Here is a 24111-nt window from a genome sequence, read left to right as displayed (position 1 = left end):
CCACAGCGCCGGGCCGCGACCCGCCGCGATCCCGCCCCTGTCCTACATCGCCCGATCGCGATTAAGAACATATGGCGAACAACAGGAGATGTGCGATGACGATGGCATCCATCGAGGCGCCGGCGGGCTTCGTGCCCGCGCTGGGCGTCAGTTTCGGCGCGATCGGTACCGGGGCGACCCCCGTCGATCCCGACCATCCGCTGCCGGTGACCGCCGTTGCGTGGCAGGGGGCAGCCACCACCGCCCCGGTCGCCGGCACCGCGTCCGCCGCGACGTTGGCCGGGCCGTTCGCGCCCGCGCTGGGGCGCCCGATATGGTTGACGCTGATGGGAAGCTGGACGGGCACGGTCAAGCTGCTGCGCTCCACCGACGGCGGCACCACCCGCCTGCCGATGACGATCGGCGGCAGCGGCTGGGGCAGTTTCCAGGGCAATTGCAACGAACCGGTGGCGGAGGAAAGCGTCGCGGGCGCGACCTATTACCTCGACATCGCCGTGACGTCGGGCACGCTGTCGTACCGGGTGACGCAATGAGCGCCGACGTCATCGCGCGCGGGCTGGCCGCCCGTGCGTGGACCGAGCGGCCGCGCGTGCCGATCGCGCTGGCAGTGCTCGGCCAGTCGAACGAACGCGGGCAGGTATCGCCTGCCGAGGCGATCGGCGGGGTCGCGTCGCGCACCGCCTGGCCCAATGCCTTCGCCAGCCAGCGCAATCCGGCGATCCGCTACCCGGTCGGGCCGGCGGGCGCGCTGACCGGCGGCTATCATTTCCGCCTCTATGACGATCTGTTCGACGCCGGCTACGATCCGCAGATCGTCAACGCCTCGATCGGCAGCATGTCGATGCTGCGCGATGCCGCCGGGCAGATCCTGGACATCGCCGCCTGGCGGTCGCAGGGCGTCCGGCAGCAGCGCGTCGCGGATGTGCCCGGCGACCGCGGCTATGCCGGCGATTATGGCGTCGCGGCGGGCAAGCTGTTCGTGTGCACGACCGGGCGGCGCGCCTACGCCTTCCACCAGGGCACGTTCCTGCCGGGCGATACGGGGGTGAACCAGAACCTTGATTTCATCCGCGAAATCGGCAGCCATGCCACCGCCGCGACCGCGCCGGACTTTTCGGGGGCGTCGGTGGGCGGCACCGTGTCCGACGGATCGGCGGTGTGGACCTGCGTCAGCGCATCGACCAGCTATCTCGGCTTCGGCTACGGGCCGGGCGCCTGTACCGAGACGCGCGCGGGGTTCGACCCGTTCGGCATCCTGCGCCGCTGCCACGAGGAGATGGGCCGGGTGCGCACCGCGCGCGAACGGATCGTGATCCTGTGCAACGGCCAGTCGGACACCGGACTGACCAACGGCCAGTATCAGGGCGCGATCAACAGCATCGCGTCCTTCTTGGCCAACCGCGGCTATTCCGTGCATCTCGGCCTGTCCGTCTACAACCCCAGCGGCAACAACATCGCCGGCTACGACACGCTGACCGCCGCGCTCGCCTCTTCCTACGCCTTCCTGACCGGGGGCGGCGGTTTCTCGCCGACGCAGATCCGGCTCGGACCGAACCTCTATCAGTTGATGGGGTCGACCGGCGACATGGCCGCGGGCGGCGCGCATTTCGCCAAGGACGGCGGGCAGGACAATATCCACCTCAACGCGCGTGGCGCGGTAGCGGCGGGCGGGCATCTCGCCGCCGCGGTCACCGCCTGGCTGCGCCCGATCCAGCGCTAGGTCGATTCGGCGGCGGCCCCGATCGCGGGGGTCGCCGCCCTCGACATATCGTATCGGCGGCGCGCATCGTCCCTCGATGACGCTGCATTGCACAAAACCGACGCCCTCGGGCGTTGTTTGCGCCGCATCAACCGCCTAGAGAGCCTTCATACTGGGTATGAGGTGATCGTTGTGCGCAAGGGCATCATTCTGGCGGGCGGTTCGGGCACGCGCCTGTATCCCCTGACCAAGGGCGTCTCCAAGCAGCTGATGCCCGTCTATGACAAGCCGATGATCTATTATCCGCTGTCGACGCTGCTGCTGTCGGGCATCCGCGAGATCATGATCATCACCACCCCGCACGATCAGGCGGCGTTCCGCGCGCTGCTGGGCGACGGCAGCGAGCTGGGCATCGAACTTCACTATGCCGTCCAGCCCGAACCCGCGGGCCTGGCGCAGGCCTATCACATCGGCGCCGATTTCGTCGGCGACTCGCCCTCCGCGCTCGTGCTGGGCGACAACATCTTCTACGGCCACGGGCTGGTCGATCTGCTCAGCCGCGCCAGCGCGCGCGACGATGGCGCGACCGTGTTCGGCTATTATGTCAAGGACGCGACCGCCTATGGCGTCGTCTCCTTCGACGCCGACGGGCGCGCCGAGACGATCGAGGAAAAGCCGCCGGTGCCGAAGTCGAACTACGCGGTCACCGGCCTGTATTTCTACGACGGCAAGGCGGTGGAACTGGCGCGCGACCTGAAGCCGTCGCCGCGCGGCGAGCTGGAGATCACCGATCTCAACCGCCTGTATCTGGAGGCCGGCACGCTCTCGGTCGAGATCATGGGCCGCGGCTATGCCTGGCTCGATACCGGCACGCACGCCTCGCTGCTCGACGCCGCGCAATATGTCCAGATCACCGAGGACCGGCAGGGGCTGAAGATCTGCTGTCCCGAGGAGATCGCCTGGCGCCGCGGCTTCATCGACGATGCGCAGCTCGAGCGGCTGGCCGCGCCGCTGCGCAAGAGCGGCTATGGCGAATATCTGCTGGGGCTGCTGCAGGGCCGGGGGGCGCGCGCATGAACGTGATCGAGACGGCGATTCCGGGGCCGCTGATCCTGGAGCCGAAGGTCTTCGGCGACGACCGCGGCTTCTTCATGGAAAGCTGGAACGCCGACACGTTCCGCGCGATCGGGCTGGACGTGGCGTTCGTGCAGGACAACCACAGCCGCTCGGCGCGTGGCGTGCTGCGCGGGCTGCATTTCCAGAACCCCAATCCGCAAGGCAAGCTGGTGCGCGTCGCGGCCGGGCGCGTGTGGGACGTGGCGGTCGACGTCCGCCGTTCCTCCCCTCATTTCGGCAAGTGGGTGGGCGTGGAACTGTCGGCGGCGAACAAGCGCATGTTCTGGGTGCCGCCGGGCTTCGCGCACGGCTTCGTCAGCCTGGAGGACGGCACCGACTTCCTCTACAAATGCACCGCGCTCTACGATCCGTCGGCGGAACATTCGCTGCTGTGGAACGACCCCGCGCTGGGCATCGACTGGCCGGTGGAGGGGATCGAGCCGCAGCTGTCGGGCAAGGACAAGGTCGGCAAGCCGCTGGCCGAGATCGAGGGTTTCGCATGAAGGCGCTGATCACCGGCGCGCACGGCCAGCTGGGACGTGGCCTGGCCGCCAGCGCGCCCGTGGGCACCACGCTCGTCCTCCACGATCGCGACACGCTCGACATCACCGATCGCGCGGCGGTGGACGCGCTGGTCGCGGCGGAGCGCCCGGACGTCATTCTCAACGCCGCCGCCTATACCGCGGTGGACAAGGCGGAAAGCAACGAGGATGCGGCCCATGCGGTCAACGCGACCGCGACCGGCATCCTGTCCGACGCGGCGCGCGCGCATGATGCCCGCTTCGTCCATGTCTCCACCGATTTCGTGTTCGACGGGCGCGCGGGCGTTCCCTACGCCCCCGACGCGCCGACCGCGCCGCTCAGCGCTTATGGCCGCACCAAGCTGGCGGGCGAGCAGTTGGCGGGCGCCGGTGCGCTGATCGTGCGTACCGCCTGGGTCTATGCGCCGACCGGCGGCAATTTCGTTCGCACGATGCTGCGCGTGATGGCCGAACGGCCCGAGGTCCGCGTCGTCGCTGACCAGATCGGCACCCCCACCTACGCCCCCGGCCTCGCCGCCGCGCTATGGACGCTCGCCGACAAGGGCGTGACCGGCACGCATCACTACACCGATGCTGGCGCCGCCAGCTGGTACGATTTCGCCGTCGCCATCCAGGAAGAGGGGCTGGCCGCGGGCCTGCTCGATCGCGCGGTCCCGGTCGTGCCGATCGCCACCGCCGACTATCCGACGCCCGCGGCGCGCCCGCATTATTCGGTGCTCGACAAGACCAGCACCTTCACCGCGCTGGGCGGCCCCACCCCGCACTGGCGCGCCAATCTGCGCACGATGATCGCCGCGATCGCGGGGGAAGGCTGAGATGACCGCCGGCGAGCGCCCGGCCCGCGCCGCCGTCGGTCATATCGACGCGATCGGCGGCCTGCGCGCGCTGGCGGTCCTGTCGGTGGTGCTGTTCCACCTCGACGCCGCCTGGCTGCCGGGCGGCTTCGTCGGGGTCGACGTCTTCTTCGTCATCTCGGGGTTCGTCGTCGCCCATTCGGTGATTGGCGCGCGTGCCACGTCGTTCCGGGACTATTTCCTGTGGTTCTACCGGCGGCGCTTCCTGCGCATCCTGCCGGCGATCTTCGTCTATGTGATGGTGATCGGCATCCTGGGAGTGCTGTTCATCCCCACCGCGGAGGTCAGCCGCTTCATCGAGATCACCGGCGCCGCATCGCTGTTCGGCGCCAGCAATTTCGTGCTGCTGTGGAAGTCGGGCGATTATTTCGCCGCAGCGACCGAGTTCAACACCTTCACCCATACCTGGTCGCTGGCGGTGGAGGAGCAATATTACCTCATCTTCCCGCTGTTCTCCTATTTCCTGCTGATCTGCGCGCCCGGCCCGCGACGCGGGCTGGCGGTGGCGCTGATGTGGGCGGCGTGCATTGCCTCGCTCGCCTGCGCCGCGGTGCTGACCGTACGCGCGCCGGCGGCGGCCTTCTACATGCTGCCGGCGCGCTTTTGGGAATTGGGGCTCGGGTTCCTGCTGCGCTATCACGACGGCGCGGCGCGGCGCGCGGGCGCGACGCTGGCGCGGCATCGCGCGGTCGAAAGCGTGGTCGCGGGCGCGGCGCTGCTGGCGCTCGGCTATGCCTTCGTCGCCACCTCGCCGCGCGCCTTCCCCTTCCCGGGCGCGGTGCTGCCGTGCGCGGCGACGGCGGTGCTGCTGCTGCTCGCGTGGCAGCGCGGTGACGGCTGGGCCGCGAGGCTGCTGTCGTGGCGGCTGCTGACCGCGATCGGCCTCATCAGCTACTCGCTGTACCTGTGGCACTGGGGCGTCATCGTCCTGATGCGCTGGACGGTCGGACTGGACGCCATCGCACTGAAAGCGATCGCGGGTGCCGCGATGCTGCTGCTGGCGATCCTCAGCTACCGGCTGGTCGAGCGGCCGTTGCGCTACAGCGGGCTGCTCAACCGCCTGCCGCCGCTGCGCTTCTTCGCCGCTTACGGCGTGGCGGGGGCGCTGATCGGCGCCGTTGTCCTGGGCGCGATGGTGGCCAAGCCGCGCGTCGGCCTCGCCGCGTCGAACGACGCCGCGGTGTGGAGCCCCTATGTCGCCCGCCCCGGCGCGCCGGGGCGGGCGACATAGGGGCTCCACACCGCGGCGTCGTTCGACGCGGCGAGGCCGACGCGCGGCTTGGCCACCATCGCGCCCAGGACAACGGCGCCGATCAGCGCCCCCGCCACGCCGTAAGCGGCGAAGAAGCGCAGCGGCGGCAGGCGGTTGAGCAGCCCGCTGTAGCGCAACGGCCGCTCGACCAGCCGGTAGCTGAGGATCGCCAGCAGCAGCATCGCGGCACCCGCGATCGCTTTCAGTGCGATGGCGTCCAGTCCGACCGTCCAGCGCATCAGGACGATGACGCCCCAGTGCCACAGGTACAGCGAGTAGCTGATGAGGCCGATCGCGGTCAGCAGCCGCCACGACAGCAGCCTCGCGGCCCAGCCGTCACCGCGCTGCCACGCGAGCAGCAGCAGCACCGCCGTCGCCGCGCACGGCAGCACCGCGCCCGGGAAGGGGAAGGCGCGCGGCGAGGTGGCGACGAAGGCATAGCCGAGCGCCAGCAGCGCCGCGCCCGCGACCACGCTTTCGACCGCGCGATGCCGCGCCAGCGTCGCGCCCGCGCGCCGCGCCGCGCCGTCGTGATAGCGCAGCAGGAACCCGAGCCCCAATTCCCAAAAGCGCGCCGGCAGCATGTAGAAGGCCGCCGCCGGCGCGCGTACGGTCAGCACCGCGGCGCAGGCGAGCGAGGCAATGCACGCCGCCCACATCAGCGCCACCGCCAGCCCGCGTCGCGGGCCGGGCGCGCAGATCAGCAGGAAATAGGAGAACAGCGGGAAGATGAGGTAATATTGCTCCTCCACCGCCAGCGACCAGGTATGGGTGAAGGTGTTGAACTCGGTCGCTGCGGCGAAATAATCGCCCGACTTCCACAGCAGCACGAAATTGCTGGCGCCGAACAGCGATGCGGCGCCGGTGATCTCGATGAAGCGGCTGACCTCCGCGGTGGGGATGAACAGCACTCCCAGGATGCCGATCACCATCACATAGACGAAGATCGCCGGCAGGATGCGCAGGAAGCGCCGCCGGTAGAACCACAGGAAATAGTCCCGGAACGACGTGGCACGCGCGCCAATCACCGAATGGGCGACGACGAACCCCGAGATGACGAAGAAGACGTCGACCCCGACGAAGCCGCCCGGCAGCCAGGCGGCGTCGAGGTGGAACAGCACCACCGACAGGACCGCCAGCGCGCGCAGGCCGCCGATCGCGTCGATATGACCGACGGCGGCGCGGGCCGGGCGCTCGCCGGCGGTCATCTCAGCCTTCCCCCGCGATCGCGGCGATCATCGTGCGCAGATTGGCGCGCCAGTGCGGGGTGGGGCCGCCCAGCGCGGTGAAGGTGCTGGTCTTGTCGAGCACCGAATAATGCGGGCGCGCCGCGGGCGTCGGATAGTCGGCGGTGGCGATCGGCACGACCGGGACCGCGCGATCGAGCAGGCCCGCGGCCAGCCCCTCTTCCTGGATGGCGACGGCGAAATCGTACCAGCTGGCGGCGCCAGCATCGGTGTAGTGATGCGTGCCGGTCACGCCCTTGTCGGCGAGCGTCCATAGCGCGGCGGCGAGGCCGGGGGCGTAGGTGGGGGTGCCGATCTGGTCAGCGACGACGCGGACCTCGGGCCGTTCGGCCATCACGCGCAGCATCGTGCGAACGAAATTGCCGCCGGTCGGCGCATAGACCCAGGCGGTACGCACGATCAGCGCACCGGCGCCCGCCAACTGCTCGCCCGCCAGCTTGGTGCGGCCATAAGCGCTGAGCGGCGCGGTCGGCGCGTCGGGGGCGTAGGGAACGCCCGCGCGCCCGTCGAACACGAAATCGGTGGAGACATGGACGAAGCGGGCATCATGCGCGCGCGCCGCGTCGGACAGGATGCCGGTCGCGGTCGCGTTGACCGCATGGGCCGCATCCTCGTTGCTTTCCGCCTTGTCCACCGCGGTATAGGCGGCGGCGTTGAGAATGACGTCCGGGCGCTCCGCCGCGACCAGCGCGTCCACCGCCGCGCGATCGGTGATGTCGAGCGTGTCGCGATCGTGGAGGACGAGCGTGGTGCCCACGGGCGCGCTGGCGGCCAGGCCACGTCCCAGCTGGCCGTGCGCGCCGGTGATCAGCGCCTTCATGCGAAACCCTCGATCTCGGCCAGCGGCTTGCCGACCTTGTCCTTGCCCGACAGCTGCGGCTCGATCCCCTCCACCGGCCAGTCGATGCCCAGCGCGGGGTCGTTCCACAGCAGCGAATGTTCCGCCGACGGATCGTAGAGCGCGGTGCATTTGTAGAGGAAGTCGGTGCCGTCCTCCAGGCTGACGAAGCCGTGCGCGAAGCCCGGCGGCACCCAGAACATGCGCTTGTTCGCCGCCGACAGTTCCACGCCCACCCACTTGCCGAAATGAGGGGAGGAACGGCGGACGTCGACCGCCACGTCCCACACGCGCCCGGCCGCGACGCGCACCAGCTTGCCTTGCGGATTGGGGTTCTGGAAATGCAGCCCGCGCAGCACGCCACGCGCCGAGCGGCTGTGGTTGTCCTGCACGAACGCCACGTCCAGCCCGATCGCGCGGAACGTGTCGGCGTTCCAGCTTTCCATGAAGAAGCCGCGGTCGTCGCCGAAGACCTTCGGCTCCAGGATCAGCGGCCCCGGAATCGCCGTCTCGATCACGTTCATGCGCGCGCCCCCCGGCCCTGCAGCAGCCCCAGCAGATATTCGCCATAGCCGCTCTTGCGCAGCGGCGCGGCCAGCCGCTCGAGCTGCGCATCGTCGATGAAGCCGCGGCGCCAGGCGATCTCCTCGGGACAGCAGATCTTCAGCCCCTGCCGGTCCTCGGTGATCTGGACATATTGCGCGGCGTCGAGCAGCGAGGCGTGCGTGCCGGTATCGAGCCAGGCATAGCCGCGGCCCATGATCTCGACCGAGAGCGTGCCGGCCTCCAGATACAGGCGGTTGAGATCGGTGATCTCCAGCTCGCCGCGCGGCGACGGCTTCAGGTCGCGCGCCAGTTCCACCGCCTTGCCGTCGTAGAAATACAGGCCGGTGACCGCGTAGTTCGACTTCGGCACCGGCGGCTTTTCCTCGATCGTCTCGGCGCGCCCGTCGGCGTCGAAGGAGACGACGCCATAGGCGGTCGCGTCCTTGACATAATAGCCGAACACGGTCGCGCCATCGTCGCGCGCGCTGGCGCGGCTGAGCAGATCGACCAGCCCGTGGCCGTAGAAGATGTTGTCGCCCAGCACGAGCGCGGAGGGCGAGTCGCCGACGAAATCGGCGCCGATGTGATAGGCCTGCGCCAGGCCCGCGGGTTCGGGCTGGACGGCATAGTGAAGTTCGATGCCCAGCTCGCTGCCGTCGCCCAGCAGCGCGCGGAACGCCGCCTGATCGTGCGGGGTGGTGATGATCATGATCTCGCGGATGCCCGACAGCAGCAGCGTCGACAGCGGATAATAGATCATCGGCTTGTCATAGACGGGCATCAGCTGCTTGGAGACGCCCTTGGTCAGGGGATACAGGCGCGTGCCCGAACCGCCCGCCAGAATGATGCCCTTGCGCACAACGATCACCTCATACCCAGTATGAAGGCTCTCTAGGCGGTTGATGCGGCGCAAACAACGCCCGAGGGCGTCGGTTTTGTGCAATGCAGCGTCATCGAGGGACGATGCGCGCCGCCGATACGATATGTCGAGGGCGGCGACCCCCGCGATCGGGGCCGCCGCCGAATCGACCTAGCGCTGGATCGGGCGCAGCCAGGCGGTGACCGCGGCGGCGAGATGCCCGCCCGCCGCTACCGCGCCACGCGCGTTGAGGTGGATATTGTCCTGCCCGCCGTCCTTGGCGAAATGCGCGCCGCCCGCGGCCATGTCGCCGGTCGACCCCATCAACTGATAGAGGTTCGGTCCGAGCCGGATCTGCGTCGGCGAGAAACCGCCGCCCCCGGTCAGGAAGGCGTAGGAAGAGGCGAGCGCGGCGGTCAGCGTGTCGTAGCCGGCGATGTTGTTGCCGCTGGGGTTGTAGACGGACAGGCCGAGATGCACGGAATAGCCGCGGTTGGCCAAGAAGGACGCGATGCTGTTGATCGCGCCCTGATACTGGCCGTTGGTCAGTCCGGTGTCCGACTGGCCGTTGCACAGGATCACGATCCGTTCGCGCGCGGTGCGCACCCGGCCCATCTCCTCGTGGCAGCGGCGCAGGATGCCGAACGGGTCGAACCCCGCGCGCGTCTCGGTACAGGCGCCCGGCCCGTAGCCGAAGCCGAGATAGCTGGTCGATGCGCTGACGCAGGTCCACACCGCCGATCCGTCGGACACGGTGCCGCCCACCGACGCCCCCGAAAAGTCCGGCGCGGTCGCGGCGGTGGCATGGCTGCCGATTTCGCGGATGAAATCAAGGTTCTGGTTCACCCCCGTATCGCCCGGCAGGAACGTGCCCTGGTGGAAGGCGTAGGCGCGCCGCCCGGTCGTGCACACGAACAGCTTGCCCGCCGCGACGCCATAATCGCCGGCATAGCCGCGGTCGCCGGGCACATCCGCGACGCGCTGCTGCCGGACGCCCTGCGACCGCCAGGCGGCGATGTCCAGGATCTGCCCGGCGGCATCGCGCAGCATCGACATGCTGCCGATCGAGGCGTTGACGATCTGCGGATCGTAGCCGGCGTCGAACAGATCGTCATAGAGGCGGAAATGATAGCCGCCGGTCAGCGCGCCCGCCGGCCCGACCGGGTAGCGGATCGCCGGATTGCGCTGGCTGGCGAAGGCATTGGGCCAGGCGGTGCGCGACGCGACCCCGCCGATCGCCTCGGCAGGCGATACCTGCCCGCGTTCGTTCGACTGGCCGAGCACTGCCAGCGCGATCGGCACGCGCGGCCGCTCGGTCCACGCACGGGCGGCCAGCCCGCGCGCGATGACGTCGGCGCTCATTGCGTCACCCGGTACGACAGCGTGCCCGACGTCACGGCGATGTCGAGGTAATAGGTCGCGCCCGCGACGCTTTCCTCCGCCACCGGTTCGTTGCAATTGCCCTGGAAACTGCCCCAGCCGCTGCCGCCGATCGTCATCGGCAGGCGGGTGGTGCCGCCGTCGGTGGAGCGCAGCAGCTTGACCGTGCCCGTCCAGCTTCCCATCAGCGTCAACCATATCGGGCGCCCCAGCGCGGGCGCGAACGGCCCGGCCAACGTCGCGGCGGACGCGGTGCCGGCGACCGGGGCGGTGGTGGCTGCCCCCTGCCACGCAACGGCGGTCACCGGCAGCGGATGGTCGGGATCGACGGGGGTCGCCCCGGTACCGATCGCGCCGAAACTGACGCCCAGCGCGGGCACGAAGCCCGCCGGCGCCTCGATGGATGCCATCGTCATCGCACATCTCCTGTTGTTCGCCATATGTTCTTAATCGCGATCGGGCGATGTAGGACAGGGGCGGGATCGCGGCGGGTCGCGGCCCGGCGCTGTGGGGCATGTCGACCTTTGTCGCAGGGGGTCTAACGGCTGCTTAACCACCCCCCACAGCCCTTTGGTAAATCCATAAAACTAAACGGAACTTCATCACGGTCGACCGCGCGATCGTGGGTTTACGGGAAGCTTGTCTGGTGGCGATCACGCATAATCTGTCGATCAAGGTGTCGGGGACCGAAGCATCGGGGAAGCCGGCATTCTCGGTGTTCGTCAACGGGGTGGCGGTCGCCACCAATGTCGAGGTCGGTGCCGACTACCGCCTTGGGCAGTGGAACACCTTCACCTTTTCGTATCAGAGCGATTCGGCGAACGACGATATCCGTATCGTCTACGCCAACGATCATCACGATTCGGCCACGGGACAGGATCGCAACCTGTACATCAACGAACTCGCGCTCGACGGCCGCACGTTCCAGGCCGCGCTGGCGACGGGGGCGAACGCGCATCTGGGCTATCAGGCCGGGCTGACGTCGGCGGCGCTGTTCTCGAACGGGTCGCTGTCCTTCTCGACATCGCAGTTCATGACGTCGACGCCGGGCGCGCTGCAATATCTGGGCATCGCCTATTCGGGCGCGGAATTCACCACCAACCAGCTGGCCGACTGGCACCTGCCGGTGGTGTTCCCGACCGACGCGAACCTCGATTATTACGCCAGCAAGGGTATGAACATCCTGCGCCTGCCGATCCTGTGGGAGCAGCTGCAGCCCACCAAGGGCGGCGCGTTCGACCAAGCGTATATCGACCGCATCACCCACGTCATCGATTATGCCGCGACCAAGGGCATGACGATCGTCGTCGACGTCCACAATTTCGGCCGCGCCTATGGCGAACTGATCGGCGGTCCGGTGGTCACCAACGCCGATTTCGCGGCGATGTGGGGCGCGCTGGGCGGTGCGCTGAAGGATCGCGGCAACGTCATGCTCGGGCTGATGAACGAGCCGAACGAGCAGACCCCGGCCGACTGGCTGGCGTCCGCCAATGCGGCCATCGCGGCGATCCGCGCGGCGGGCGCGGCGCAGACGATCCTGGTCGCCGGTTCCGCATGGGACGGCGCGTACAACTGGCTGACCAGCGGCAATGCCGCCACGATCGGCAAGGGCGTGGTCGATCCGCTCGACAAATATGCGTTCGAGGTCCACCAGTATCTCGACCTCACCGCCTCGGGCGGGGTCGCCACCCCGGTCAGCGCCGATATCGGCGTGCAGCGGCTGCAGGCGATCACGCAATGGGCGCTGCAGAACAACCAGAAGCTGTTCCTGGGCGAATTCGGCGTCGGCACCGACGCCACCAGCCTGTCCGCTCTGGACAAGATGCTGACCTATATGGCGCAGCACGCCGATGCGTGGCTGGGCGGCACGTACTGGGCGGCGGGCAACAACAATTACTTCTCGATCGACCCGGTCGGCGGCAGCGACCGGCCGCAGATGAACCTGCTGGAGAAATATGCGCCGGCCCCGATCACCGCGATCGAGAATGCGACTGCGGTCACCTACACCTCCGGCAACACCACTTATTATGCCGACGGGTCTGTCGAGGTACGCTCGTTCCAGTCCGACGGCACGCTGCGCGGCAAGACGATCACCCATGTCAACGGGTCGAAGGAGACGTACGCGCTCAACATTGTCGGGCAGGCCTATACCACCGAATACAGCACGTTCGACGCAAAGGGCGCGCTGATATCGCTCACCCGCACTCAGGCCGACGGCAAGATGGTGTTCGGCAAGACGGTGAATAACGCGCTCGGGCGCACCACCTCGGACCAGTACAACACCGCCGGCCTGCTGACGACGCGCACGATCGAACAGCCCGGCGTGGTCGAGACCAAGAACTACGCCGCCGACGGCTTCACACTGTTGCGCCACATCGTCCAGCAGACCGGCGGCCTGAAGGACGTGTGGATCTACGGCATCACCGGCCAGACCTATACCCAGGCGCATGAGCAATATGCCGCCAACGGCACGCTCACCTCGCTGACGCGGATGCGGGCCGACAACAGCCTGGTCTTCACCAAGACGGTGGACCTGGCGACCGGCGCGGTCGCCACCGGATCGTACAGCAACGCCGGCGTGCTGACCTCGATGCTGATCGTGCAAGGTGCGGAGACGACGCAGAAGACCTATGCCGCCGATGGCGCGACCGTGACGCGCAGCATCCTGAACCACGCCGACGGATCGAAGGAAGTGTGGTATTACGGGCAGACCGACCCGAATTACCGCACCGTTCACGAAACCTACAACGCCGCCGGCGCGATGGTGTCGGTGGAGCGGCTGCGCGGCGATGGCAGCCTCTATTACTCGCGCGACGTGCTGTCCGACGGAAAGGTCGTCACCGTCACCAACAGCTTTACCACGGACGGGCTGCTGACCACGTCGGTGATCGGCCGGTCGGATGGCAGCATCACGACGAAGACCTTCGCCAGCGACGGGATCGCGCTGTTGCAGGACGTGACCACCACCGCCGATGGTGCGCGCGAGGTGCATCTGTACGGCGTCACCGGCGCCGCCTACACCGCCACCGGCGGCGCGAAGGCGGACGTGCTGGTTGGCGGCGCGGGGAACGACACGCTGACCGGCGGTGGCGGCAACGACACGCTGACCGGCGGTGCGGGCGTCGACACCTTCGTGTTCGCACGTGGATCGGGCAACGACACGATCACCGATTTCGGGCGCAACGGCGAGGCGGACAAGCTGGACCTGTCGGCCTATCTCACCGCCGGGCTGCGCCCGACCGTCGCCGCCAGCGGGTCGGACACGCTGCTGACCTTCACCACCGGTGAGACGATCCGGCTGACCGCGGTCGATCCGGCGCGGCTGACCGCGACCGCCACCGGCTATACCTTCACCGCGCCGGTCGCCTCGCGGCCGATCACGCTGCCCGGCGTCGTCGATTCGGCGCTGGGCACGGTGGGCGGCGTGGTCGGCGGGATCGTCACCACGCCCGTCTCCGTGGCGCTCGACCTGCGTGCGCAGAATGCGGGGCAGGCGTGGAGCTTCACCTCGGCCGCCGGGGTCAACCGCTTCGAGGTGCGCGCGGGCGATCACTGGTCGGGCGATGGCACCGCCGGCAAGGAGCGCAGCGAAACCTATGCGACCGCCAAGTTGGACCTGGGCAAGACCTATCATCTGACGTTCGACGTGATGGTGGAGGCGGGGGCCAAGAACACCGCGTCGTGGATGACGCTGATGCAGCTCCAGTCCACCTTCGATCCCGGCGACGCGCCGCACAGCCCGCCGTTCGCGCTGGAGATGGTCGGCGACAAGATGCGCATCGTGACGCGCAGCAGCGCGACGTCGATCATGGCGGTGGACGATTCGGTCTATCAGCGCCACTTCACCGACACCGCCGACATCACCCGCGGCAAATGGTATGCGTTCGACGTCACGGTCAAGTTCCTGCCCGGCGGGGACGGCCGCCTGACGGTGGTGCGCGACGGGGTGACGATCGTCGACTATACCGGGCCGCTGGGCTTCCAGGATGCGGTCGGCCCCTATCTGAAGCAGGGCGTGTACCGCGCCGACGCGCCGGAGACGATCGCGGTCAATTATCGCAACACCGCGCTGGAACTGGTGCCCAACAGCACCGCGCCGGCCCCGTCGGCGCCGTCCAACCTGACGCTGTCGGTCGCCGACGTGGCCGAGAACGGCGCCCCCGGCGCGCTGGTCGGCACCGCGGCGGCGACCGACGCGCAGGGCCGCGCGATCAGCTATTCGCTGGTCGACAGCGCCGGCGGGATGTTCGCCATCGACCCGCAGACGGGCAAGATCGTCACCGCCAAGACGCTCGATTACGAAACGCAGAAGGCCCATTCGATTACGGTGCGCGCCACCGGCAGCAACGGGCTGTTCGTGGACAAGGCCGTCACGGTCGGCGTCACCGACGTCAACGAGGCGCCGGTCAGCGTGACGCTGGCGGGCGGCAAGGTGGCGGAGAACCTAGCTGCCGGCGCGATCGTCGGCACCGTGTCGGCGATCGATCCGGAGGCGCGGACGCTGACCTATTCGCTGGTCGGCGGCACGGGAATGCCGTTCTCAATCGACGCGCGCACCGGCGTCATCACCACAACCGCGCCGCTCGATTACGAAACGCGCAGCAGCTACGCGTTGTCGGTCCGCGCGACCGATGTCGGCGGGCTGAGCACCGACAAGGCGGTGACGATCGGCGTCACCGACGTGAACGAGGCACCGGCGAACCTGACGCTGACCGGCGGGACCGTGACCGAGAACATGGCCGCCGGCACCATCGTGGGGACGGCGCGCGCGGCGGATCCGGACGGCAACACGCTGTCCTATTCGCTGGTCGGCGCCAGCGGGTTGCCGTTCGCGATCGACGCGCGCACCGGGGTCATCACCACCACCGCGCCGCTCGATTACGAAGCGCGCAACGCCTATTCGCTGACGGTGCGCGCCAGCGATCCGGGCGGGCTGAAGGTGGACAAGCTGGTCTCGATCGGCGTCACCGACGTCAACGAGGCGCCGGTCGACCTGGCGCTGGCCGGCGGCAAGGTGGCGGAAAACCTAGCGCCCGGCGCGCTGGCGGGCGTGGCGCGCGCCAGCGACCCGGAAGGGCTGGCGCTGTCCTATTCGCTGGTCAATGCCAAGGGGATGCCGTTCGCGATCGACGCGCGCACCGGGGTCATCACCACCACCGCGGCGCTCGATTACGAAGGCAAGGGCAGCTACGCGCTGACCATCCGCGCGACCGATGCGGGCGGGCTGACGGTGGACAAGGCGGTGACGATCGGGGTGATCGACATGCCCGAGCTGCCCAAGGGCTGGGTATCGTTCAATGCCTCGCGTGAGCCGGCGCCGGACCGCAGCGGGCTGACCGATGCGCACTCGCTGGGCGGCGGCACCGGCATGGTGGCCGATGCGCACGGCGACTATACGTTCGTGGTGCCGGACCATCCCGACGGCCTGATCAAGCTGGGCGCGGACTATTTCGATCCGCATGTGATCTGACGACAAATATCGGGGAACGCGGGACAAAAGCGCGGCTGGTCAACGCTTCGCTAACCAATCCGGCCTAGCGTGTACGCACGCGCAGCCGGTGCGTGTCACGAGGTTCCCCCCAATGTCGTCGATCGCCTCCCCCCGTTCCATGCGCGGCAGCGCGGACCCGATCCGCCGCGCGATCGCGCGCTGTCGCCCGCATCTGCTGGGGGCGGCGGCGTTCAGCGCGCTCGGCAACCTGCTGTACCTCACCCCGTCGCTGTTCATGCTGCAGGTGTACGACCGGGTGGTGCCCAGCGGCAGCATCCCGACGCTGGTGGCGCTGGGGGTGCTGACGCTGGCCGGGCTGGCGGCGCTGGCGGCGTTCGAATGGCTGCGCTCGCGCGTGTTGATCCGGGCCAGCGCGGCGCTGGAGGCGACGCTGGCGCGCGACACGCTGGCGGTGGCGATGAACCGCCCCGACCTGTCGCGGGTCCAGCGGGCCGAGGCGATGCGCGATTTCGACACCGTTCGGCAGGGGATCGGCAGCCCCGGCGTGCTCGCCGCGCTGGATGCCCCATGGACGCCGATCTACATCCTGGTCGCGTTCCTGCTGCACCCGGCGCTGGGTCTGATGATGATCGTCGCGGGCGCGATCCTGCTGGCGCTCGCCTGGACGAACGAGGCGATGACCGCATCGCCGATGAAGCGCGCCGGCGAGGCGGTGAGCATCGCCTACGCTCGGCAGAACCACGCCGCCGCCTTCGCCGCCGAAGCGCGCGCGCTGGGGATGGTGCAGTCGCTGGCGCTGCGCCAGGCGAGCGAACGCGGCGCGGCCAACGCGCTCCAGCTGGAGGCCAGCTTCGCCGGGAGCGCGCACGGCAGCATCATCAAGTTCTTCCGCCTGGCGGTCCAGTCCGGGTCGCTTGCGCTGGGCGCGGTGCTGGTGATCGAGGGCAGCCTGTCGGCCGGTTCGATGATCGCCGCGTCGCTGCTGATGTCGCGCGCGCTGGCGCCGATCGAGCAGGCGGTGGGCAGCTGGCGTACGATCGTGTCGTTGCGCGCCGCCTATCGCCGGTTGAGCGCCTTGTTCGACGGCGCGCCGGTGCGCGATCACACCGCGCTGCCCGCGCCGACCGGCGCGGTGCAGGTGGAACAGCTGACGGTGTGCGCGCCGCTGACGGGGCGCGTGCTGCTGAGCGAGATCGGCTTCGCGGTGGCGCCGGGGACGATCGTCGGGATCGTCGGGCACAGCGGCGCGGGCAAGTCCACGCTGCTGCGCGCGATCGCGGGCGCGGTGGCGCCGCAGGCGGGGCATGTCCGCTTCGACGGCACCTCGCGCAACGACTGGGATGCCGAGCGGCTGGCCGAGCATGTCGGTTTCGTGCCGCAGGATTCGATCCTGTTCCCCGGCACCGTGAAGGAGAACATCACCCGCTTCCGCCGTCCCAACGACGCGCAGGAGGCGATGCGGCTGGACGCGGCGGCGATCGCGGCGGCGCAGGCGATCGGCGCGCATGAGATGATCGCGCGGCTGCCGCAGGGTTACGACACGCTGCTCGACATCGGCGGGACCGGGCTGTCGGCGGGGCAGGCGCAGCAGGTGGCGATCGCGCGCGCGCTGTTCGGCGAGCCGGCGGTGCTGGTGCTGGACGAGCCGACCGCGCATCTCGATGCGGAGGCGCAGCGCGCCTTCGCTGCGCTGCTGGTGCGGATGCGCGAGGCGCGGCGGACCGTGCTGTTCGCGACGCACAGCACCGACGTGCTGGCCGGTGCCGACATGCTGCTGGCGCTGGAGGGAGGCCGGATCGCGCAGTTCGGGCCGATCGCCGGCGCCGGCGCCGAGGCCGGCCCGCGCCCCGGCAGCTTCATTTCCGCCATCACCCCGGCGTCCTATCGCCCCCGGAAGGTCAACGCATGAGCATGTCCGCCACCTTCGACCGGTTCGTATTGCCCGATGGCGATCGTACCGCGATCCACGATCCGCGGCGCGAGCTGCGCTGGGGCGCGGCGCTGGCCGGGCTGCTGGTGCTGGGCTTCGGCGGCTGGGCGGTCGCCACGCGGCTGGACGCGGCGGTTGTCGGCGGCGGCGTGGTGCGGCTGACCGACGCGCGGCAGGTGGTGCAGGCACCGGCGGCGGGGATCATCTCGTCGCTGGACGTGCGCAACGGGATGCGGGTGCGCGCCGGGCAGCAGCTGGTCGCCTTCACCGCGAGCGAGGCGCTGGCGCAGGAGCGCTCGCTGGCGGCGCGCACGTTCGGATTGCAGGCCGAAATCGCGCGGATCGAGACCGAATTGCGCGGTGGGTCGCGAGTCGCGATGCCCGCGACGATGGGTGCGTCCTCTGAAGCCGACCGCGCATTGGCGGCGGCGGCGGTGGCGAGCGAGCAGGCGCAACTCGACGCGCAACGCGCGCTGGAGGGGGCACAGGCCGCGGTATTGCGCGACCGGCGCGTGCAGGTGGGCCACCAGATCGACGGCTATCGCCAGCGGCTCGGCTCCACGCAGCGCCAGCGGGCGCTCAATGCCAGCGAACTGGACGCCTATCGCGGGTTGTTGAAGCGCGGGCTGGCGACGCGCGAGCGGGTGCTGAACCTGGAACGATCCGCCGCGGCGCTGGATGGCGACCAGGGCGAGACGGTCGCGGAGATGGCGCGGCTGCGCAACCAGGCGGGCGAGGCGCAGTTGCAGCTGACCCAGCTGCGGAGCGAGCGTGCGAATCAGAATGCCGAGCGGTTGCGCGCGGCGCAGAACGATCTGGCGGCGGTGCTGCCGCAATGGCAGGCGGCGCGCGACCAGCTGCGCCGCACCGTCGTGCGTGCGCCGTTCGCGGGCACCGTCACTGCGCTCCAGCCCGCGATGGCGGGATCGGTGGTGCCCGCGGGCGCGCGGCTGCTGGAACTGGTCCCCGCGCGCGACGCGATCGTCGTCGAGGCGAAGGTATCGGCGACCGACGCGATGGAGCTGACGCCGGGGCAGGCCGCCGAAGTGCGCGCCGCCGGATCGCGCGGCCGGCTGGCCCCGCCGCTGCACGGCACGGTCGAGCGCGTGTCCGCCGACAGCATCGAGGATGAGCGCACCGGGCAGGTGTTCTACACCGCCGCGATCCGGCTGGCCCCCGCCGAGGTGCAGCGGATGCGTCGCGACGGCGTGGCCGGGGCGCTGCGCGCCGGCACGCCGGTGGAGGTGATGATCCCGACGAAGGCGCGCAGTGCGCTGGACTATCTGGTTGGGCCGCTGCTGGCGCGGGTGTCGAAGACCTTCGCGGAGCAATGAGGGGCTGAACGCGGTGGGGATGGCGCGGGCGAGGTCCGGCACGCCCGCCGCGCCATCGTTCCGTCATGCCGGAACGAGTCCGGCATGACGGGAACGAGCTTCGCCGAGATTTCGATTGGGTCCGCGAGGAGTGGCGGGGGATGCCCGCCAGATCCTAGAAGGCGTTGCGGTGGACGACCACGCGCAGCGTCGCGAAGATGATCGAGATGTCGCGCCAGATGCTCCAGCCGTTGAGATACTCAAGATCGGCCTGGAGGCGGTTGGTCAGATCCTCGCGCCGGTGGGTCGCGCCGCGGAAGCCGCGGACCTGCGCCAGGCCGGTCAGCCCCGGCTTGCACGCATGGCGGAGCCAGTAGCGGTTGTCGATTTCCCAGAACAATTGCGTACCCGCCAGCGAGCCGAGCGCGTGCGGGCGCGGGCCGACCAGGCTCATCGAACCGAACACGACGTTGAACAGCTGCGGCAGCTCGTCGATGCTGGTGCTGCGGATGAAGCGGCCGACGCGGGTCACGCGGCTGTCGCTGCGCCCGGCGGAGACGTTGCCGTCGGCATCGCATTCCGCGACGTGCATGCTGCGGAACTTCAGGATTTCGAAAAAGGCGTTGCCGCGCCCGACGCGGCGCTGGCGGAAGAACACCGGCCCGCGGCTGTCCAGCTTCACTGCCAGTGCGGTCAGCAGCAGCACCGGCGCCAGCGCGATCAGCGCGGGGATGCACAGCGCCAGATCGAAGAGCCGCTTCGTCACCCGCTGGCTGAGCGTCAGCGGGCCGCTGGCGACCAGCAGGGTGGGGTGATGCGCGACCGCGCTGATGCCGAACGCGCCGAACGACCCGATGTCGTCGACCATCACCTCGCCCAGGACGTTGGCGCCTTTCAGCATCATCGCCCAGTCGGCCCGCGCATCCGGTTCGCAGACGATCACCACGCGGTCCATGTCGCGGACCAGCTCGCCGAAACGATGCAGCGCGACCGGATCGGCCAGGTCGGGGACGATGCCGGTCGTTTCGGCATCGATCTGGATCATCCGGTCGGGCACCTGGGTGCGCGCGCGGTCGAAGATGACCATTTCGGCGAGTAGCCGGTCGTTGAGGTGGCGGTGGATGTAGCTGCCCACGGCGATTCGGAACCCGCCCAGCAGCACCGCGGACGCGACCATCGTGGTCAGCAGCATGGAACGCGGGATGAACTGTTCGCTGCGGATGAAATAGACCAGCAGGAACAGCGCCGCGAAACTGAAGGCCAGCGAGCGCAGCGCGATCGAGACGCCGCCGCTGCCGCGGCGTAGCGTGCTGATCGCGAAGGCGCGCGAATTGAGCGCGGTGCCGGCATAGATCGGCAGCGTGACCGCCAGCAGCGCGACCAGCGCCGCCGGATCCGGTTTCACGAACCATGCCACCAGGATCCCGAGCATGATCGCGGCCAGATCGCCTAGCACGACCGACAGGGCCAGATGCACGCGAAGCGTCCGCGACGGGGCGCCGCGGAACAGCAGGCCTGATGACAGGGATGGCTCAGCGATCAATCGCTGCACACCATCATTCACGCGCTTCTCCCCCGACTGTCCGACCGGGACCGATTGTCCCGGTACATCGTCGCCTGCGGGCGCGGACTATAGGCACAGATCGTCAGGAAGCAACGGCCATGGCGGCCGCAGGGAAGCGAGCGGCGGTCACGCGCGGCGGAACGGCCCGCGCGCGCGACACCCCGAGCGTGCGGCGGTCAGATGACGGCGACGATGATCGCGGCCCAGCACAACAGACCGGCGGCCAGCGAGCCACCGAAGCCGAGCAGCGCCGATGCGGAAACCACATCATCGGCATGGGCAAGTTCGATCATTCATCCTCTCCGTGCGCCGTTCTGTGTCATTCTGACACGGCGCTTGCACAACTGGTCCCAAATTGGCGGGAGTCATGCAAGTGTAAAATTGGAAAAAAAGATCGTTTCGGGTATCGGGTATGGTGCGCGTGCATGATTTTACGCCTGAATCTTTTTGCCGGGCGATGCCGCTGTGAGCGGTTTGTAAACCTTCGACGGTGCATCCTGCCGCCCATGCAACGGGTGATGGGATGATGCTGATGGGTACGGCTGCTCGGCACCTGGCCGATTCGGGCGATCGTCGCGGTGCGCTGCGCGGTGAGCTGGGGCGTCCGGGGACGATCCGCCTGGACGACGGCACCGTGATCGAAACGGTGCTGGTCGACCTGACGCGCGACGGCTGTCGTCTGCACACCGCGGCGGCGATCGCGCGGGGCACCACGTTCAGCATCGGCATCGCGCATGTCGGCCTGACCCGTGCGCGTGTCGTGTGGCACGGGCCGGAGGGCTATGGCTGCGAATTCGACGCGCCGCTACCGGCGGGCGCGGTGACCGCGGCCTTCGGCGGCAGCAATATCGAACCGTTCCCCAATGCCGGCCAGTTCGCGCCGCCGCCGGTTGCGCGCAAGTGGAGCCCGCGCGCGCGCCTGCTGCTGCTGCTCGCCGGGGTCGCCGGGCCGTGGGCGGCGCTGGCGCTTTTCTGGTTTCTGGTCTGACGTCCCACCCTTTCGCACCGTCTCCGCACGGCTTCGCACCGTCTCCACGCGGCGCCCGCGACGCTTGATTCCCCACCGGATCAGGTTAAGTCGCGAGCGCCGCGATCGTTTTGCGCCGCACCACGTGCGGGCGGCCTGACGGATCACAAAGAGGGAGACGTTCGTGAAGATCGCCATGATCGGGTCCGGCTATGTCGGATTGGTGTCGGGTGCCTGTTTCGCCGATTTCGGGCACGACGTCGTCTGCGTCGACAAGGACGCGAGCAAGATCGAGCGGCTGCTGAACGGCGTGATGCCGATCTACGAGCCCGGGCTCGACGAACTGGTCGCGCGCAACGTGCAGGCCGGGCGCCTGCGCTTCACGACCGAACTGGCCGAGGGCGTGGCGGGCGCCGACGCGATCTTCATCGCGGTGGGCACGCCGTCGCGGCGCGGCGACGGGCATGCCGACCTCACCTATGTCCACGCCGCCGCCAAGGAAATCGGCGAGGCGCTGACCGGCTATGCGGTGGTCGTCACCAAGTCGACCGTGCCGGTCGGCACCGGCGACGAGGTGGAGCGGATCATCCGCGAGGCCGCACCGCAGGCGCAGTTCGGCGTCGTTTCCAACCCCGAATTCCTGCGCGAAGGCGCCGCGATCGACGATTTCAAGCGCCCCGACCGGATCGTGATCGGCTCGGAGGACGACCGCGCGACCGAGGTGATGCGGCAGGTGTACCGTCCGCTGTACCTCAACGCCGCGCCGATCCTGGTCACGCGCCGCCGCACCGCGGAACTGATCAAATATGCCGGCAACGCCTTCCTGGCGACCAAGATCACCTTCATCAACGAAATCGCCGACCTGTGCGAGAAGGTGGGCGCCGACGTGAAGGACGTCAGCCGCGGCATCGGCCTCGACAATCGCATCGGGTCGAAGTTTCTTCACGCCGGCCCCGGCTATGGCGGGTCGTGCTTCCCCAAGGATACGCTGGCGCTGCTCAAGACCAGCCAGGACTATGACGCGCCGCAGCGCATCGTCGAGGCGGTGGTGGCGGTCAACGACACCCGCAAGCGCGCGATGGGGCGCAAGATCATCGCCGCGATGGGCGGCGACGTGCGCGGTAAGACCGTCGCGGTGCTGGGGCTGACGTTCAAGCCGAACACCGACGACATGCGCGATTCGCCCGCGATCGCGGTGATCCAGACGCTGCAGGACGCCGGTGCGACCGTGAAGGCCTATGACCCCGAGGGGGTCGAGCAGGCCAAGAAGGTGCTCGACAACGTCGATTATTGCGACGGGCCGTACAGCGCGATCGAGGGCGCCGACGCGCTGGCGATCGTGACTGAATGGGACGAGTTCCGCGCGCTGGACCTGGCGCGGGTCAAGTCGCTGCTGGCATCGCCGGTGCTGGTCGACCTGCGCAACATCTACATCCCGGACGAAGTGCGCGCCGCCGGTTTCGACTATACCAGCATCGGGCGCTGAGCGTGATGCGCGCCGGGGGCGAGGGAGCGACGCGATGACCATCCTCGTCACCGGCGCCGCCGGGTTCATCGGCCATGCCGTCGCGCATCGCCTGCTGGACCGCGGCTACAGCGTGATCGGGATCGACAATTTCAACGATTATTACGACCCCGCGCTGAAGGAAGCGCGCGCCGCCAGCTTCGCCGACGTGCCCGCGATGCGGATGGTGCGCGGCGATATCGCCGATGCGGAGATGGTCGCGGCGCTGGTGCGCGACCATGGCGTCACGCGGATCGTCCACCTCGCCGCGCAGGCGGGGGTGCGGTACAGCATCGACAATCCGTTCGCCTACGAACGCTCGAACCTGGCGGGGCATCTGTCGCTGCTGGAGGCGAGCCGCCATGCGCCGGGGTTCGAGCATCTGGTCTATGCTTCGTCCAGCTCGGTCTATGGCGACCGGCCGCTCAACGGCGGCGGGTTCAGCGAGGACGATGCCGCGGTGAACCCGGTATCGCTCTACGCTGCGACCAAAAGGTCATGCGAGCTGATGAGCGATGCCTATGCCACGCTCTACAAATTCCCGCAGACGGGGCTGCGCTTCTTCACCGTCTACGGCCCGTGGGGGCGGCCGGACATGGCGATCTTCGGCTTCACGCGGAAGATCCTGTCGGGCGAGCCGATCGAGGTCTATGGCGAGGGGAAGATGGCGCGCGACTTCACCTTCATCGACGATATCGTCGACGGGGTGGTGGGCGCGCTGGACCATCCGCCCGCGCGCGGCGCGCACCGCGTTCTCAACATCGGCGACAGCCACCCGGTCGGGCTGATGGACATGATCGGGACGCTGGAGGCGGCGTTGGGCCGCACCGCGATCAAGCACATGCGCCCGATGCAGCCCGGCGACGTCACCGCGACCTTCGCCGACGTGTCGAAGCTTCACGCGCTCACCGGCTATCGACCGAAGGTGATGCTGGGCGAGGGGATCGGGCGGTTCGTTCAATGGTATCGGGAGTTCTACGGCGCATGACGCAGATCGTTCCGGTGATCCTGTCGGGCGGATCGGGGACGCGGCTGTGGCCGCTGTCGC

The 24111-nt window shown here is 69.0% G+C and carries 19 protein-coding genes; 12 read left to right on the top strand and 7 right to left on the bottom strand.

Annotated features, from left to right (window positions below; all coding sequences use genetic code 11):
• The first annotated feature begins 95 nt into the window (after positions 1 to 95).
• The 6 genes from AX685_RS20505 to AX685_RS20530 all read left to right on the top strand — a co-directional run bounded on the left by AX685_RS20505 (position 96) and on the right by AX685_RS20530 (position 5442).
• Positions 96 to 533 carry a hypothetical protein gene (locus AX685_RS20505; RefSeq protein ID WP_066492187.1) on the top strand — a complete coding sequence of 146 codons (438 nt, stop codon included), beginning with the start codon at positions 96 to 98 and terminating at the stop codon, positions 531 to 533.
• Positions 530 to 1720 carry a hypothetical protein gene (locus tag AX685_RS20510; protein WP_066492189.1) on the top strand — a complete coding sequence of 397 codons (1191 nt, stop codon included), beginning with the start codon at positions 530 to 532 and terminating at the stop codon, positions 1718 to 1720. Before AX685_RS20505 ends, AX685_RS20510 begins: the two co-directional genes overlap by 4 nt.
• A gap of 171 nt (positions 1721 to 1891) precedes the next feature.
• Positions 1892 to 2776 (top strand): glucose-1-phosphate thymidylyltransferase RfbA, encoded by an 885-nt coding sequence (rfbA, locus tag AX685_RS20515; RefSeq protein WP_066492204.1) that lies wholly within the window; start codon positions 1892 to 1894, stop codon positions 2774 to 2776.
• Positions 2773 to 3318, top strand: a complete 546-nt coding sequence (gene rfbC / locus AX685_RS20520) for a dTDP-4-dehydrorhamnose 3,5-epimerase (RefSeq protein WP_066492191.1) — start codon at positions 2773 to 2775, stop codon at positions 3316 to 3318. Before rfbA (AX685_RS20515) ends, rfbC (AX685_RS20520) begins: the two co-directional genes overlap by 4 nt.
• The gene (rfbD, locus tag AX685_RS20525) at positions 3315 to 4172 is read left to right on the top strand and encodes a dTDP-4-dehydrorhamnose reductase (protein WP_066492193.1); all 858 of its coding nucleotides are present in this window, start codon (positions 3315 to 3317) and stop codon (positions 4170 to 4172) included. Before rfbC (AX685_RS20520) ends, rfbD (AX685_RS20525) begins: the two co-directional genes overlap by 4 nt.
• Before the next feature lies 1 nt (position 4173).
• Positions 4174 to 5442 (top strand): acyltransferase family protein, encoded by a 1269-nt coding sequence (locus AX685_RS20530; RefSeq protein WP_066492201.1) that lies wholly within the window; start codon positions 4174 to 4176, stop codon positions 5440 to 5442.
• Here AX685_RS20530 and AX685_RS20535 read toward each other — a convergent pair.
• The 6 genes from AX685_RS20535 to AX685_RS20560 all read right to left on the bottom strand — a co-directional run bounded on the left by AX685_RS20535 (position 5403) and on the right by AX685_RS20560 (position 10749).
• Positions 5403 to 6671 (bottom strand): acyltransferase family protein, encoded by a 1269-nt coding sequence (locus AX685_RS20535; protein WP_066492201.1) that lies wholly within the window; start codon positions 6669 to 6671, stop codon positions 5403 to 5405. The genes AX685_RS20530 and AX685_RS20535 overlap by 40 nt on opposite strands.
• A 1-nt stretch (position 6672) precedes the next feature.
• Positions 6673 to 7530: a dTDP-4-dehydrorhamnose reductase gene (gene rfbD / locus AX685_RS20540; protein WP_066492193.1), complete on the bottom strand. Its 858-nt coding sequence runs from the start codon at positions 7528 to 7530 to the stop codon at positions 6673 to 6675.
• Entirely contained in the window at positions 7527 to 8072 is a 546-nt protein-coding gene (gene rfbC / locus AX685_RS20545; protein ID WP_066492191.1) for a dTDP-4-dehydrorhamnose 3,5-epimerase, read from the bottom strand. Before rfbC (AX685_RS20545) ends, rfbD (AX685_RS20540) begins: the two co-directional genes overlap by 4 nt.
• A complete protein-coding gene (gene rfbA, locus AX685_RS20550; protein WP_066492204.1) occupies positions 8069 to 8953 on the bottom strand; it encodes a glucose-1-phosphate thymidylyltransferase RfbA in 885 nt (294 codons plus the stop codon). Before rfbA (AX685_RS20550) ends, rfbC (AX685_RS20545) begins: the two co-directional genes overlap by 4 nt.
• A gap of 171 nt (positions 8954 to 9124) precedes the next feature.
• Positions 9125 to 10315 (bottom strand): hypothetical protein, encoded by a 1191-nt coding sequence (locus tag AX685_RS20555; protein ID WP_066492189.1) that lies wholly within the window; start codon positions 10313 to 10315, stop codon positions 9125 to 9127.
• Positions 10312 to 10749, bottom strand: a complete 438-nt coding sequence (locus AX685_RS20560) for a hypothetical protein (RefSeq protein ID WP_066492187.1) — start codon at positions 10747 to 10749, stop codon at positions 10312 to 10314. The genes AX685_RS20555 and AX685_RS20560 overlap by 4 nt, the downstream gene beginning before the upstream one ends.
• A gap of 230 nt (positions 10750 to 10979) precedes the next feature.
• Between AX685_RS20560 and AX685_RS23395 the strand changes: the two genes are divergently transcribed.
• From AX685_RS23395 to AX685_RS20575, 3 genes are all read left to right on the top strand, one after another.
• Complete coding sequence (locus tag AX685_RS23395; protein ID WP_066492185.1) at positions 10980 to 15803, top strand: cadherin domain-containing protein; 4824 nt, start codon at positions 10980 to 10982, stop codon at positions 15801 to 15803.
• Between the two features lie 112 nt (positions 15804 to 15915).
• Positions 15916 to 17694: a type I secretion system permease/ATPase gene (locus AX685_RS20570; protein WP_082741120.1), complete on the top strand. Its 1779-nt coding sequence runs from the start codon at positions 15916 to 15918 to the stop codon at positions 17692 to 17694.
• Positions 17691 to 19049, top strand: coding sequence for an HlyD family type I secretion periplasmic adaptor subunit (locus AX685_RS20575; RefSeq protein ID WP_066492174.1), 1359 nt, complete (start codon positions 17691 to 17693; stop codon positions 19047 to 19049). Before AX685_RS20570 ends, AX685_RS20575 begins: the two co-directional genes overlap by 4 nt.
• A 154-nt stretch (positions 19050 to 19203) precedes the next feature.
• Here the strand turns inward: AX685_RS20575 and AX685_RS20580 are convergent, their stop codons facing one another.
• Positions 19204 to 20505: a sugar transferase gene (locus tag AX685_RS20580; protein ID WP_066492172.1), complete on the bottom strand. Its 1302-nt coding sequence runs from the start codon at positions 20503 to 20505 to the stop codon at positions 19204 to 19206.
• Between the two features lie 619 nt (positions 20506 to 21124).
• Between AX685_RS20580 and AX685_RS20585 the strand changes: the two genes are divergently transcribed.
• The 3 genes from AX685_RS20585 to AX685_RS20595 all read left to right on the top strand — a co-directional run bounded on the left by AX685_RS20585 (position 21125) and on the right by AX685_RS20595 (position 24051).
• On the top strand, positions 21125 to 21580 hold the full coding sequence (locus AX685_RS20585; RefSeq protein WP_176484752.1) for a PilZ domain-containing protein: 456 nt from the start codon (positions 21125 to 21127) through the stop codon (positions 21578 to 21580).
• A 163-nt stretch (positions 21581 to 21743) separates the two neighbouring features.
• Positions 21744 to 23045 carry a UDP-glucose dehydrogenase family protein gene (locus AX685_RS20590; RefSeq protein WP_066492166.1) on the top strand — a complete coding sequence of 434 codons (1302 nt, stop codon included), beginning with the start codon at positions 21744 to 21746 and terminating at the stop codon, positions 23043 to 23045.
• Between the two features lie 34 nt (positions 23046 to 23079).
• The gene (locus tag AX685_RS20595) at positions 23080 to 24051 is read left to right on the top strand and encodes an SDR family NAD(P)-dependent oxidoreductase (RefSeq protein ID WP_066492163.1); all 972 of its coding nucleotides are present in this window, start codon (positions 23080 to 23082) and stop codon (positions 24049 to 24051) included.
• Positions 24052 to 24111 lie beyond the last annotated feature (60 nt).

Origin of the sequence: Sphingomonas sp. CCH9-F2, from assembly GCF_001556735.1 — a bacterium.
GTDB classification, from domain to species: domain Bacteria; phylum Pseudomonadota; class Alphaproteobacteria; order Sphingomonadales; family Sphingomonadaceae; genus Sphingomonas; species Sphingomonas ginsenosidimutans.
The sequence above is the reverse complement of the archived record's forward strand: the minus strand, read 5'-3'. Positions and strand labels throughout refer to the sequence as shown.